Below are 12,823 nucleotides of genomic sequence, written 5' to 3' on the forward strand. Positions count from 1 at the left end.
TAAAAAATCAGAATGTGGTGGGGGTATGGGCACTGATAATTCGACAGATGCCTGCCGAGGTGTTGCTGAAGCTATGCGGTATGCCGGTGTTAATGGCATAGCTTTGCCCAGCCACCAGGTGATACGCCTGACCGTTAATGGTCAACACGACTTCACCCTCCAGTATGGTGCCTATCTCCTCGCCCTGATGCTTGATCCTCTCCCCGGTTGTGGTTCCAGGCTGATACGTTTCAAAAATCATCGCCAGCGTGCGGTTCGGATTTCCATTATGAACCAGCTTCATCGACACCCCCTGACTGCCGATTTCAATCAGATCGTCCTGATTGATAACCACCTGCGGTTCAGCCGGTTTTTCTGGTTCAGAAAAGAATTCCGAGAGCGACAGCCCATAGACTTTCAGCAGCTTTTGCAGCGTGCTGATGGCAGGACTGACTTTGTCCTGTTCTATGGTGCTGATGGCACTATGTGTTAACCCAGACAGTTCGGCGGCACGACGCTGTGAGAGACCCAATTGCTGGCGGATCTCTGACAAACGTTTCCCTGGCGCCAGTCCGTCATCGCTCATATTTGCATTTCCTTAACGGTAGTGGTCAGAGTCGCTGTTTTTCAGCGATATGGTTCTGACAGGCGGTGATAAAACCTTCAAACAACATCCGCGACAGGGCGTATTCGCTACTGTTCCATTCAGGATGCCACTGCACGCCAAGAGCGAAAGGATGGTCATAAACGCTAACCGCTTCCGCCAGCCCGTCCGAAGAACGAGCCTCCACGCGCAGCCGTGGACCCAGTGTTTTTGCTCCCTGTCCGTGTAACGAGTTGACCCAGAACGTGTTGCAGCCCGGTATTAACTGAGAAAGTAAACCTCCTTCCTGAACCTGGACTTCATGTGAGGGCGCATATTGCTGTTCTACAGGAAGTTCAGGATCTTCGCGGTGCTCAAGCAGTTCAGGCTGCTCGAACAGACGACGATACAGAGTCCCGCCGGTGGCGACAACCAGTTCCTGTAACCCACGGCAGATGGCGAAAATGGGGATGCGCCTTTCGAGCGCGGCGTTGATCAGCGCCATGCTCAGAAGATCACGCCCGGGATCGGCGTCAGGCTCATCGCCGTTTTCACCATAAAGGTGCGGCTGCACGTTGCTCGGGCTGCCAGGCAGATAAATGCCATCCAGTTTAGGCAGTAACGTAGAAAGCAGGTCCGGTTCCGCTAACGCGTGCGGTAGGGCAATGGGTAACCCTCCGGCGTGAACAATCGCATTCAGGTACTTCTCTTGCAGAGTTTGGGTCTGGTGACCCTTAAGCCTGTTCCGACACATCACCACGCCAATAACTGGCTTGTACATTATATTTTCCATGATCGCCCTCACAAAGTGGACTAAATTATGACCGGATTAGCGGGTAAAACGGCCATTTCGTTCAATATTTTCTCAATCTAGCAGTGGAAATAGCCATTTGCAAACTTAATTTAACATTTGACAAACAATTTGTTTGCATACACATTCGAATGGTGGACATTATATTTAACAGTGCTTTTTCAGGGTCCGAAACTAAAACAACGGCGGTGAATCATGGAAACCAATATCGTAGAAGTTGAGAATTTTGTTCAGCAGTCGGAAGAGAGACGGGTAAGCGCATTCACTCATGAAGTGAGGCGCTACCTCGAGCGTTACCCGAATACGCAATACGTCGATGTCTTGTTGACCGACCTGAACGGCTGTTTCCGCGGCAAGCGTATTCCAGTCTCCAGCCTGAGTAAGCTGGAGAAAGGGTGCTATTTCCCGGCTTCGGTGTTCGCGATGGACATCCTTGGCAACGTAGTGGAAGAAGCGGGTCTCGGCCAGGAGATGGGCGAGCCGGATTGCACCTGCGTGCCGGTGCTGGGTACCTTAACGCCCTCGGCGGCGGACCCGGAATATATCGGTCAGGTGCTGTTGACCATGGTTGATGAAGATGGCGCTCCCTTTGACGTTGAGCCGCGGAACGTTCTGAACCGACTCTGGCAGCAGCTACGCCAGCGCGGACTGTTCCCCGTGGTAGCGGTAGAGCTGGAGTTCTATTTACTTGACCGCAAGCGCGATGCCGAAGGCTACCTGCAGCCGCCGTGCGCGCCGGGGACAGGCGATCGCAATACCCAGAGCCAGGTTTACTCCGTTGATAACCTCAACCACTTTGCCGATGTCCTTAACGATATTGATGAAATCGCCCAGCTTCAGCTGATCCCGGCCGACGGCGCGGTGGCGGAAGCCTCTCCTGGTCAGTTTGAAATCAACCTGCATCATACCGATAACGTGCTGGACGCCTGCGATGACGCGTTGGCGCTAAAACGCCTCGTGCGTTTGATGGCCGAGAAGCATAAGATGCACGCCACTTTTATGGCGAAACCCTATGAAGAGCACGCCGGTAGCGGGATGCATATCCATATCAGCATGCAGAACAACAAAGGCGAGAACGTGCTGGCGGAAGCTGATGGCGAAGATTCCGCGATGTTAAAACGTGCGCTCGCCGGGATGATTGACCTGATGCCGGCCTCGATGGCGCTGCTGGCGCCGAACGTGAACTCGTATCGCCGCTTCCAGCCGGGAATGTACGTGCCGACCCAGGCGTCGTGGGGGCATAACAACCGGACGGTGGCGCTGCGTATTCCGTGCGGCGATCGCCATAACCATCGCGTGGAGTATCGCGTGGCCGGGGCGGATGCCAACCCGTATCTGGTGATGGCGGCGATTTTTGCCGGTATTTTGCACGGTCTGGATAACACGCTGCCGCTACAGGAAGAGGTGGAAGGCAACGGTCTGGAGCAAGATGGCCTGCCGTTCCCGATTCGCCAGAGCGATGCGCTGTGGGAGTTTATGCAAAACGATCATCTGCGCGAGCGGCTTGGCGAGCGTTTCTGTCATGTTTATCACGCCTGTAAACATGACGAACTACTGCAGTTTGAGCGTCTGATTACCGAAACTGAAATTGAGTGGATGTTGAAAAACGCCTGATTGCCGCCCCGCAAGGGGCATCTTAGTTTTACCACAAGTAGCATCATACGGCCTGAGCGGAGCCTGGTCGGACGTTTGTGCTGGGAGCCCAGCCATTTCCCGGATGCCGCGTTAAGGAGCGCAGGCGGCAACGGGCTTCAGTTAACGACACAGTGTGTGACGAGGAAAGTGAGATGATGCAGATGTTCAAATATCCGCAGGGAGAAGGGGGCCGTCATGGCCGCATGGAGTGCGCAGCCACCGCCGCTGGTCGGTTCTTTTTACCTTCTGATTTGCCATTAACCCCGTTGCGAAGTTGGTTTGTTTTCCGGTCATTACGACCGCAAACCCAGGTTTGCAGCGGGGGAAATGACAATGGCTATTAACACCTCTCTTGACAACGCTCCTGAAAAGGGCAAACCCGGGCTGCGCAAATCGCTCAAGCTGTGGCAGGTAGTGATGATGGGTCTGGCCTACCTGACCCCGATGACGGTGTTTGATACCTTCGGAATTGTTTCCGGCATCAGCAACGGCCACGTACCGGCTTCCTATCTGCTGGCGCTGGCGGGTGTGCTGTTTACCGCCATTAGCTACGGCAAGCTGGTGCGCCAGTTTCCGCAGGCGGGATCGGCTTACACCTATGCACAGAAGTCGATCAGCCCGCATGTTGGTTTTATGGTTGGCTGGTCGTCGCTGCTGGATTATCTGTTCCTGCCGATGATCAACGTTTTGCTGGCGAAGATTTATCTCTCCGCGCTGTTTCCGGAAGTACCGCCCTGGGTGTGGGTGGTGACGTTTGTGGCGATCCTCACCGCGGCGAACCTGAAAAGCGTCAACCTGGTGGCGAACTTCAACACTCTGTTCGTGCTGGTGCAGATCTCGATTATGGTGGTCTTTATCGTGCTGGTGGTGCAGGGGCTGCATAAAGGGGAAGGGGTCGGTACCGTCTGGTCGCTCCAGCCGTTTATTAGCCAGAATGCGCACTTGATCCCGATTATTACCGGGGCGACGATAGTCTGTTTTTCATTCCTTGGTTTTGATGCGGTGACTACCCTTTCCGAAGAAACACCGGACGCCGCGCGGGTGATCCCGAAGGCGATTTTCCTTACCGCCGTCTACGGAGGGGTGATATTTATCGCTGCATCGTTCTTTATGCAGCTCTTTTTCCCCGATATTAGCCGTTTTAAAGACCCGGATGCGGCGCTGCCGGAAATTGCTCTGTACGTTGGCGGCAAGCTGTTCCAGTCGATTTTCCTGTGCACGACGTTTGTTAATACCCTGGCATCAGGACTGGCTTCGCACGCCAGTGTCTCACGGCTGCTGTATGTGATGGGCCGCGATAACGTTTTCCCGGAGCGCATTTTTGGCTACGTCCACCCGAAATGGCGCACCCCGGCGCTGAACGTCATTATGGTCGGGATTGTTGCGCTGTCGGCGCTGTTCTTCGATCTGGTCACCGCCACGGCGCTGATTAATTTCGGCGCGCTGGTGGCATTCACCTTCGTTAATTTGTCGGTGTACAACCACTTCTGGCGGCGTAAAGGCTACAACAAAACGTGGAAAGATCGTTTTCACTATCTGCTGTTGCCGATGGTTGGTGCGCTGACGGTAGGGGTATTGTGGGTGAATCTGGAGGCGACATCGCTGACGCTCGGTCTGGTGTGGGCGGGCCTGGGTTTACTCTATCTGACTTATCTCACCCGCCGATTCCGCAAACCGCCGCCGCAGTTTGATGGAGCCAAAGCGGAACAGGCCTGGGAATCGTAACGATTTTTTACGCCGACACAAAGGCAGGCGAGCAAGCCTGCCTTCTTTTTTGTCATTATCGTTTGAAATCAGGCGGGCCGGTAAAAATAGTAGGGGCAGAAGGTAAGAATAGTGAGGATGTATTATTTCTTTTTCTTATGAATTGGTAGTTGTCCAGCGCGTCGATCCTTGATATAGGACACCAGGCTGTAGAGGGCTACCCCCAGCAAAACTACCGCGACGATAAAGAGCAGGATACCTGACATAGATTAACCTAATGTTATGTTTAACATGAAGAAAAAATACCGTGATATCGAGATAATAGCATCGGGATATTTCTTAAAGATGACCCGATGAGTCAGACAACAATGGACTGCCAGTAAAGCTATTAACTTATTATTTACATGAATAAATGTGAAGTGTAAAGCATTGGGGTGGTTAAAAAGTAAACTGAGTTACACACCTTTAAGCGAATTTACAGACGCGAGTCCGGCAGGCTGCTAATCTTGGCCCGCTTAAATATGGGTGAGAGTAATAAATGGGTAATAAGCATATCGTCGGTCTTGTTGGGCTGGCGCTGGTGGTGACTTCCTTTAGTAGCCTGGCTGATTCCGATCGCCAGTCAATTCGTGAACGTATTGTCGATCAGGTTTTAAAACCCTGCGAAGGTAAAAAGGCGGGAGATAAAGTACTGATAATCGACCATCGCGGTGGTGAGCATGAAGCCATCTGTACGCTGGCGGCGGTGCCGCTACCGGAGTAACGGCCGCTGCGAAAGTTATAGATTCCCCGTGCCGCCATCGACCAACAGTTCTGTCCCGACAACATAGCTGGATTCATCCGAGGCCAGGAACAACGCGGCTTTCGCCAGCTCCTGCGCTGTGCCCATTCGGCCCAGCGGAACCAGATGCTCGATCTCCGCCTGTAGGCTTTCGAGCGCCTCGGCGCTGAGCCCCAGTTTATCCAGCGCCGGAGTCCGTACCGGGCCAGGGCTCAGGCCGTTAACGCGGATCCCCCGCGACAGCAGCTCGCCGGACAGCGTACGCGCCAGTGATAGCAGACCGGCTTTACTGGCGGCATAAGCGCTGCTGGTCGGCAAGCCGATATGGACGCTTACCGAACCGCACAGAATGACCGACGCCGGGTTTGCCAGCAGCGGCAGCAGCGCCTGTAGCAAGAAAAAGGGGCCTTTCAGATTGATGTTCATCAGCCGATCCCAGCGCTCTTCATTCCATTCGCCGAGCTCGCCATGGGTTACGTCTCCGGCGTTGATAAACACCGCATCAAGCCGTGACCATCGGCTGTTCAGCGTTTCCGCCAGCTGACGTTGCCCGCCGATATCCCCTGCATCGGCGGTAATAACCCACGCCTTCTCACCCAGTATCGTCCGCGCCTGTTCAAGTACGACGGGGTTGCGCCCGGTGACCGCAACATGGGCTCCTTCAGAGAGAAATTCCTGCGCGGTGGCAAGACCGATGCCGCTGGTACCGCCGGTAATCAAGGTAAATTTTCCTGCTAAACGTCCCATATTTTCACTCCTCTTGCGTGACTGGAAAAATCACTATAAGTACATTAGTATCCAAAGGGTACCAGGTACCAATTGGGTACTAATGAACAAAAAGGTGTGCTATGGCGGAAATCGCGGCGCGGGCAACGCAAAAAAATTTGCCGCAAGAATCTTGTCCCATGACCGACTTCGTCAATATGATTGCCGGGAAATGGGCGATTCCGATCCTCTATCGGTTGATTGTGCTTAACGTGCCGGTGCGCTTCAGCGAACTGCTGCGCGCGGTATCGCCGATTACGCAAAAAGAACTCACCCGCCAACTGCGCCTGTTTGAGCAGCGCGGGCTGGTGTCGCGCCACGTCTATGCGGAGATTCCACCACGGGTTGAATATCAGATAACCGACCTGGGGCTGTCAATGCGCAGCGCGCTGCAACCGCTGGCGGAGTGGATGCGGCAGAACGGGCATCAGTTAAAACGCTAGAAAAATCGTCTTGTTAGCGAGTTTGCGAGCCATTGCCCGGAAAAATGTCATAAATTTGTCACAATTAAGGCGATGATAATCACTGACTGAGGGTTAAGGGATGAGAAAAAGTCTACTCGCCGCCGCCGTGGCAGGCGTTGTACTACTGTCCGCAGGCGTCCAGGCGCAGGAACAGACCGCACCGGAAGGGTACCAGCTGCAACAGGTGCTGATCATGAGTCGTCATAACCTGCGCGCGCCGTTGGCGAACAACGGCAGCGTACTGGAGCAGTCAACGCCGAAGTCCTGGCCGGAGTGGGATGTACCCGGCGGCCAGTTGACCACCAAGGGTGGGGTGCTGGAAGTTTATATGGGGCACTATATGCGCGAATGGCTGGCGCAGCAGGGGCTGGTAACCAGCGGCGAGTGCCCGCCGGAGAACGCGGTTTATGCGTATGCAAATAGTCTGCAACGCACCGTCGCCACCGCGCAGTTCTTTATAACCGGCGCGTTTCCCGGCTGCGGCGTAACGGTGCATCATCAGGAAAAAATGGGCACCATGGACCCAACCTTCAACCCGGTGATCACTGATGATTCCGCCGCCTTCAGCGAAAAGGCCGTGCAGGCGATGGAAAAAGAGCGGCAGGGAATGCAGTTGGGCGAAAGCTATAAGCTGCTGGAGGAGATGACGGATTATCGCAATTCGCCTTCCTGCAAAGAGAAACAGCAGTGCTCGCTGAGCGATGGTAAAGATACCTTTAGCGCCAAATATCAGCAGGAGCCGGGCGTATCCGGGCCGTTGAAGGTCGGCAACTCGCTGGTTGACGCCTTTACGCTGCAATACTACGAAGGTTTCCCCAAAGATCAGGTGGCGTGGGGGGAAATCAAAAGCGATAAGCAGTGGCAGGTGCTGTCGAAGCTGAAAAACGGTTACCAGGATAGCCTGTTTACTTCCCCAGAAGTAGCGCGCAACGTGGCTAAACCGCTGGTCAAATACATTGATAACGCGCTGGTGGGTGATGCAACAAAGGCAGCGAAAGTGACGCTGCTGGTAGGCCATGACTCCAATATCGCCTCGCTGCTGACGGCGCTGGATTTTAAACCTTATCAGCTGCATAACCAGTATGAGCGCACGCCGATTGGCGGCAAGCTGGTGTTCCAGCGCTGGCACGATAACAGCGGCAACCGCGATTTGATGAAAATTGAGTATGTCTATCAAAGTACCGAGCAGTTGCGCAATGCCGACGCGCTGACCCTGCAATCACCGCCGCAGCGGGTGACGCTAGCGCTGAACGGGTGTCCGGTTGATGATAACGGCTTCTGTCCGATGGATACCTTCAAAAAGGCGATGGCCGAGGCGACGAAGTAACGAAGGTAATAAAAAACCCGGAGCAATCCGGGTTTTGCAGCTGACGGTTGAGCAAGACTTTGTAGCCCGGACAGGCGCAACGCGCCGCCTCCGGGAAGCTCATGCAATAACTCCCGGAGGCGGTACTGCGTACCTGTCCGGGCTACAACGACAGATAGTCAGACGTTTTTGCGCTCAATGGTTTGCTCGCCCCAGAACAGGGAATCTTTATCCGTTTTGGCGAAAGCGCGGGGCAACACTTCATCGCTGCCTTCTTCCCAGATTTTCTCCGCAAGCTTCTCATCGTAATTGGCTAATTCAAAAATTGCCTCGGCAATTTCGGGAGAGGTATTGCGTAAACTTGCCCATTCACCCACGCGGTGGGCTTTAGCTTCTTGAGTCGGCATGCTTTTCCTCCTAACCGTTTAATTTAACCGCCAGACCGGCGACATGTTCACCCTGATAGCGGGCAATCGCCAATTCTTCTTCGCTTGGCTGACGAGAACCATCGCCACCGGCAATGGTTGTTGCACCGTATGGCGTACCGCCGCGAACCTGCGACACATCAAACAGCTCCTGGGCACCGTAGCCAATCGGCACAATAATCATCCCGTGATGGGCAAGGGTGGTCCAGGTGGAGGTAATGGTTTGCTCCTGACCGCCGCCGGTACCGGTCGAACTGAATACGCTGGCCAGCTTGCCGTACAGCGCGCCGGATGCCCACAGGCCGCCGGTCTGATCAAGGAAGGTGCGCATCTGTCCGGACATGTTGCCGAAACGAGTTGGGGTACCAAAGATGATGGCGTCATACTCTGCCAGCTCCTGTGGCGTGGCAACGGGGGCGTTTTGTGTTTTCCCGCCTGCTTTGGCAAAAATCTCTGCCTGCATGGTTTCCGGCACGCGCTTCACGACCACTTCGACACCGTCAACTCGGTTTGCCCCTTCAGCGACGGCATGCGCCATGGTCTCGATGTGTCCATACATTGAATAATAAAGCACCAGAATCTTAGCCATTTGCATCACTCCTCGGTTGCGTTATAGACCAGTTACTTGACTGGCTACCTTTAAAGATAAGACCTCTGGCGAAGAGTGCAAATGCAACAATCATTTGTTTGATTTATAACAAAATTGCAAAGATTAAAGGTTGTTGCAAAAAGATACATATTTAACCCGACGTTTTTCGGCAATCATAAGAGGCGCTTAGCGAACGCCCGGCATGGCAATGGTCGTTCTTATGGAAAATCTATTTCAGGATGTGACTATATCCATTGAGCAGGGTTTTCATTCGCTAACCTTAAAGGCACGCGATACGACACCTGTATCGTGGAGGCTACGGTCTTGTGATTCACTAATGCAGCATGTATGGAGGTCCATAATGGCAAACCATCGTGGCGGTGCCGGCAACTTTGCCGAAGACCGTGAAAGAGCATCAGAAGCCGGTCGTAAAGGTGGCCAGCATAGCGGGGGGAACTTTAAAAACGATCCCCAGCGTGCTTCCGAAGCTGGCAAGAAAGGAGGGAAAAACAGTCACGGCAACCGTGAGAGTTAGCGGTTAATCTGACTGTTTCCTGATGGGGGTTAATCTCCCGGGCCCGACCCCATCACCCTCGCCGCCGACATGTTGTCGGCGGTTTTTTTATGGGTGAATGGTTGCCTCTGCGGGGGGCAGACTGCACACTAGCGGGCTATTTATTATGATTGGCTGTGTGATGTCTTCGTTTAAATTCTCCCTTACCCGCCAGGAAGCCATCCTGCTTGTTATCACCATGTTCTGGGGTGGTACGTTTCTCGCCGTTCAGTATGCGGTGACGCTAAGCGGGCCGCTGTTCTTCGTCGGACTGCGTTTTGGTACCGCCGCGCTGGCGGTCGCTTTACTGTCGCTGCGTACATTACGCGGCCTGACATGGCTGGAGCTAAAAGCGGGCGTGGCGATAGGTATCTCGATTGCGCTGGGCTACGGACTGCAAACCTGGGGGTTGCAGTCGATCTCCAGCAGTAAATCGGCGTTTATTACCGCCATGTACGTGCCGCTAGTGCCGCTATTGCAATGGCTGTTCCTCAGACGGATGCCGGGGATGATGTCCTGCGTAGGTATTGTGCTGGCGTTTATCGGCCTGATCCTGCTGGCCGGCCCGGAGAGTAACCTGCTGGCGCTGGGTGTCGGCGAGATGATCACTCTTGCCAGCGCGGTGGCGATTGCGGCAGAAATTATTCTGATTAGCGCCTGGGCGGGGAAGGTGGATATTCGCCGGGTGACGGTAGTTCAGCTGGCGACGGCGTCGCTGGTGGCGTTTGCTGGTATGGCCCCAGTTGGAGAAAGCATTCCGCCGATGACGCCGGGGCTGATTGGCGTTGCGCTGGGATTAGGCATCTTCAGCGCCATTATTCAGGTGACCATGAACTGGGCGCAGCGCAGCGTGTCGCCGACGCGGGCAACGCTGATTTACACCGGAGAACCGGTGTGGGCGGGGTTGTTTGGCCGTATTGCCGGAGAGCGTTTGCCGCTGCTGGCGCTGGTGGGCTGCGTGTTTATTCTGGCGGGCGTGCTGGTTAGCGAGCTGAAGTGGAAGCGGAAAAAGATCCTGCCGCCAGAGAAGCTCCCGGATGGCGGCGTGAACGCCTTATCCGGGATGAGGGATCGTGCCGAACCTTAGCTGAGTATTCCCGGAGGCGGTGCTGCGCACCTGTCCGGGCTACCAGATCGCAGACGGCGATGGACCTGTAGCCCGGGCAAGGCGCCCTGCGCCGCCCCGGGAGCACAGCGCAGGATGGTATAATTTCCCGGAGGCGGTGCTGCGCACCTGTCCGGTCTACCAGATCGCAGACGGCGGTGGACCTGTAGCCCGGGCAAGGCGCCCTGCGCCGCCCCCGGGAGCACAGCGCAGGATGGCATAATTTCCCGGAGGCGATGCTGCGCATCTGTCCGGGCTACAGGTACGTGCCAGCGGGTTAAACAGGGGTGACGTCAGGTTGTTTGACTTCATGCTGACGGCGGTTAAGCAGGGCGTGGAGCAGAATCGCGCCGAATGTCGCCGTACCGATCCCGCCGAGGGTAAAGCCGCCCAGCGATAGCGCAAAATCACCCGCGCCCAGTACCAGCGTCACAGCGACCATAATCAGATTGCCGTTCTGGCTCAAATCCACCCGGTTTTGTACCCAAATCCGCGCACCCGCGACGGCAATCAAACCAAACACCACAATGGATGCGCCGCCGATAACCGGCCCGGGAATGGTGTGGATCAGCGCACCGAATTTCGGCGAAAATCCGAGCAGCATCGCAATCACCGCCGCCGCGACGAACACCAGCGTGGAGTACACTTTGGTCACCGCCATCACGCCGATATTCTCTGCATAGGTCGTGACGCCGCTGCCGCCAACCGAACCTGAAAGCATGGTTGCCAGCCCGTCGCCGACGAACGCGCGCCCCATATACGGGTCCATATTGCGCCCGGTCATCCCGGCAACCGCCTTCAGGTGGCCGAGGTTTTCCGCTACCAGAATCACTGCGACCGGTGCGATCAGCATCATCGCCTGGCTGTTAAACGTCGGAGTGGTAACCTGCGGCATGCCAAACCACGCCGCCTGCTCAAGCAGGCCAAAATCGAGCGGCTTGCCCAGCCCAAGCACGTTCGCCAGCAGCGCGTAGAGCGCGCAGGCGACAATCAGCCCAACGAGGATCAGCAGCCGCTGCAGCATCCCGCGGGTAAACACTGCTACCAGGCCGATGCACAGAACGGTCAGCACCGCCATCCAGCCGTCGAACGGCGTTGCCGACACGCTGCGCACCGCGATGGGCGCGAGGTTCAGGCCAATCGCCATCACTACCGCGCCGGTAACGACCGGCGGCATCATCCGCTCAATCCAGCGGGTGCCGATCTTCATCACTACCAGGCCAATCAGGGTATAAACCAGCCCGCAGATAATAATGCCGCCCAGCGCGACGCTCAGGTGTGGGTTCAGCCCCTGACCGTTGAAACCGGTGACGGCGATGACCACGCCGACGAAGGCGGCACTGGAGCCAAGATAGCTCGGCACGCGCCCGCCGGTAACCAAAAAGAACAGCAACGTACCAACGCCTGACATTAGGATCGACAGGTTGGGATCCAGTCCCATCAGGATTGGCATCAACACGGTTGCGCCAAACATCGCCACCGCGTGCTGAACGCCCATCACCACGGTTTGCCCGGCAGACAGCCGTTCATCGGGAGCGACGACGCCGGACGCGGCGGAGGGGGAGGTTAACTGCCAGCGAGGAAAATCGAAGAGAGCCATGATGAGATCCTGGGTTTAAGGTTAACAGGCCGGGCGCATTAGCGTGTGGTAGCCGCGGTCGAACCACATCAGTCCGCGCGGGTCCGGATGGCGAACAATTGCCGCCACTTCACAAAACAGAATGTCGTGAGTCCCGACGCTAACAATCTGGCTGATGCGGCAGTCAAAGCTCACTAGCGCCTGTTCCAGACGCGGGCAGCCGGTCGCTCCGGTTTGCCAGTCGGCGGCGGCGAAGCGCTCCGCCATCGGCGTTTTGCCGCCAAACATGTTCGATAATCCCTCCTGGCCGGCCGCCAGCGTGTTGACGCACAGCGCTTGGTGCTGGCTGAATATCGGCCAGACCGAGGCTGAGCGATTCAGACACACCAGCAGCGTGGGCGGCGCGTCGGTGACGCTGCAGACGGCGCTGGCGGTAAACCCCGCGCGGCCTGCCGGGCCATCGGTGGTAATAATGTTAACTGCTGCACCGACGTGGGCCATGGCGTCGCGAAAGCTTTGTTTATCGGTAATAGACATGCGGGCT

15 protein-coding genes are annotated in these 12,823 nt (G+C 55.8%); 7 read left to right on the forward strand and 8 right to left on the reverse strand.

Annotated features, from left to right (window positions below):
- Positions 1–7 precede the first annotated feature (7 nt).
- Together puuR and puuD are read right to left on the reverse strand one after the other, a co-directional pair.
- Positions 8–565 (reverse strand): HTH-type transcriptional regulator PuuR, encoded by a 558-nt coding sequence (gene puuR / locus HV127_RS18445; RefSeq protein ID WP_004849766.1) that lies wholly within the window; start codon positions 563–565, stop codon positions 8–10.
- 25 nt (positions 566–590) lie between these two features.
- Positions 591–1,343, reverse strand: coding sequence for a gamma-glutamyl-gamma-aminobutyrate hydrolase (puuD, locus tag HV127_RS18450; RefSeq protein WP_167492790.1), 753 nt, complete (start codon positions 1,341–1,343; stop codon positions 591–593).
- 225 nt (positions 1,344–1,568) lie between these two features.
- Between puuD and HV127_RS18455 the strand changes: the two genes are divergently transcribed.
- Both HV127_RS18455 and HV127_RS18460 read left to right on the forward strand, forming a co-directional pair.
- Positions 1,569–2,987, forward strand: coding sequence for a glutamine synthetase family protein (locus HV127_RS18455; RefSeq protein WP_181482739.1), 1,419 nt, complete (start codon positions 1,569–1,571; stop codon positions 2,985–2,987).
- A 354-nt stretch (positions 2,988–3,341) separates the two neighbouring features.
- Positions 3,342–4,733: an APC family permease gene (locus HV127_RS18460; protein ID WP_182237778.1), complete on the forward strand. Its 1,392-nt coding sequence runs from the start codon at positions 3,342–3,344 to the stop codon at positions 4,731–4,733.
- A 122-nt stretch (positions 4,734–4,855) separates the two neighbouring features.
- On the opposite strand, the gene HV127_RS18465 is transcribed toward HV127_RS18460, so the two are convergent.
- A complete protein-coding gene (locus HV127_RS18465) occupies positions 4,856–4,978 on the reverse strand; it encodes a small membrane protein (RefSeq protein ID WP_110277171.1) in 123 nt (40 codons plus the stop codon).
- A gap of 272 nt (positions 4,979–5,250) precedes the next feature.
- Here HV127_RS18465 and HV127_RS18470 point away from each other — a divergent pair, with 272 nt between their 5' ends.
- Positions 5,251–5,475 carry a hypothetical protein gene (locus HV127_RS18470; RefSeq protein WP_110277170.1) on the forward strand — a complete coding sequence of 75 codons (225 nt, stop codon included), beginning with the start codon at positions 5,251–5,253 and terminating at the stop codon, positions 5,473–5,475.
- A 15-nt stretch (positions 5,476–5,490) separates the two neighbouring features.
- On the opposite strand, the gene HV127_RS18475 is transcribed toward HV127_RS18470, so the two are convergent.
- Positions 5,491–6,240, reverse strand: coding sequence for an SDR family oxidoreductase (locus HV127_RS18475; RefSeq protein ID WP_182237780.1), 750 nt, complete (start codon positions 6,238–6,240; stop codon positions 5,491–5,493).
- A 101-nt stretch (positions 6,241–6,341) separates the two neighbouring features.
- On the opposite strand from HV127_RS18475, the gene HV127_RS18480 reads away from it, so the two are divergent.
- Positions 6,342–6,701, forward strand: a complete 360-nt coding sequence (locus HV127_RS18480) for a helix-turn-helix domain-containing protein (protein WP_182237782.1) — start codon at positions 6,342–6,344, stop codon at positions 6,699–6,701.
- A gap of 100 nt (positions 6,702–6,801) precedes the next feature.
- Positions 6,802–8,049, forward strand: a complete 1,248-nt coding sequence (gene agp, locus HV127_RS18485; RefSeq protein ID WP_182237783.1) for a bifunctional glucose-1-phosphatase/inositol phosphatase — start codon at positions 6,802–6,804, stop codon at positions 8,047–8,049.
- Positions 8,050–8,207: 158 nt separating this feature from the next.
- Here the strand turns inward: agp and HV127_RS18490 are convergent, their stop codons facing one another.
- Together HV127_RS18490 and wrbA are read right to left on the reverse strand one after the other, a co-directional pair.
- Positions 8,208–8,435, reverse strand: coding sequence for a YccJ family protein (locus HV127_RS18490; protein WP_142512388.1), 228 nt, complete (start codon positions 8,433–8,435; stop codon positions 8,208–8,210).
- A 10-nt stretch (positions 8,436–8,445) separates the two neighbouring features.
- Complete coding sequence (gene wrbA, locus HV127_RS18495; protein WP_181482736.1) at positions 8,446–9,042, reverse strand: NAD(P)H:quinone oxidoreductase; 597 nt, start codon at positions 9,040–9,042, stop codon at positions 8,446–8,448.
- Between the two features lie 361 nt (positions 9,043–9,403).
- Here wrbA and HV127_RS18500 point away from each other — a divergent pair, with 361 nt between their 5' ends.
- Together HV127_RS18500 and HV127_RS18505 are read left to right on the forward strand one after the other, a co-directional pair.
- Positions 9,404–9,577, forward strand: coding sequence for a general stress protein (locus HV127_RS18500; protein WP_110277165.1), 174 nt, complete (start codon positions 9,404–9,406; stop codon positions 9,575–9,577).
- 160 nt (positions 9,578–9,737) lie between these two features.
- Positions 9,738–10,682 carry a DMT family transporter gene (locus tag HV127_RS18505; protein ID WP_182237785.1) on the forward strand — a complete coding sequence of 315 codons (945 nt, stop codon included), beginning with the start codon at positions 9,738–9,740 and terminating at the stop codon, positions 10,680–10,682.
- A gap of 295 nt (positions 10,683–10,977) precedes the next feature.
- Here HV127_RS18505 and rutG read toward each other — a convergent pair whose 3' ends face one another.
- Together rutG and rutF are read right to left on the reverse strand one after the other, a co-directional pair.
- Entirely contained in the window at positions 10,978–12,300 is a 1,323-nt protein-coding gene (gene rutG, locus HV127_RS18510) for a pyrimidine utilization transport protein G (RefSeq protein ID WP_182237787.1), read from the reverse strand.
- 21 nt (positions 12,301–12,321) lie between these two features.
- Complete coding sequence (gene rutF / locus HV127_RS18515; RefSeq protein ID WP_112215192.1) at positions 12,322–12,816, reverse strand: NADH-dependent FMN reductase RutF; 495 nt, start codon at positions 12,814–12,816, stop codon at positions 12,322–12,324.
- Positions 12,817–12,823: the final 7 nt, after the last annotated feature.

This window comes from Klebsiella sp. RHBSTW-00215, from assembly GCF_014103785.1.
Classification (GTDB): Bacteria; Pseudomonadota; Gammaproteobacteria; order Enterobacterales; family Enterobacteriaceae; genus Klebsiella.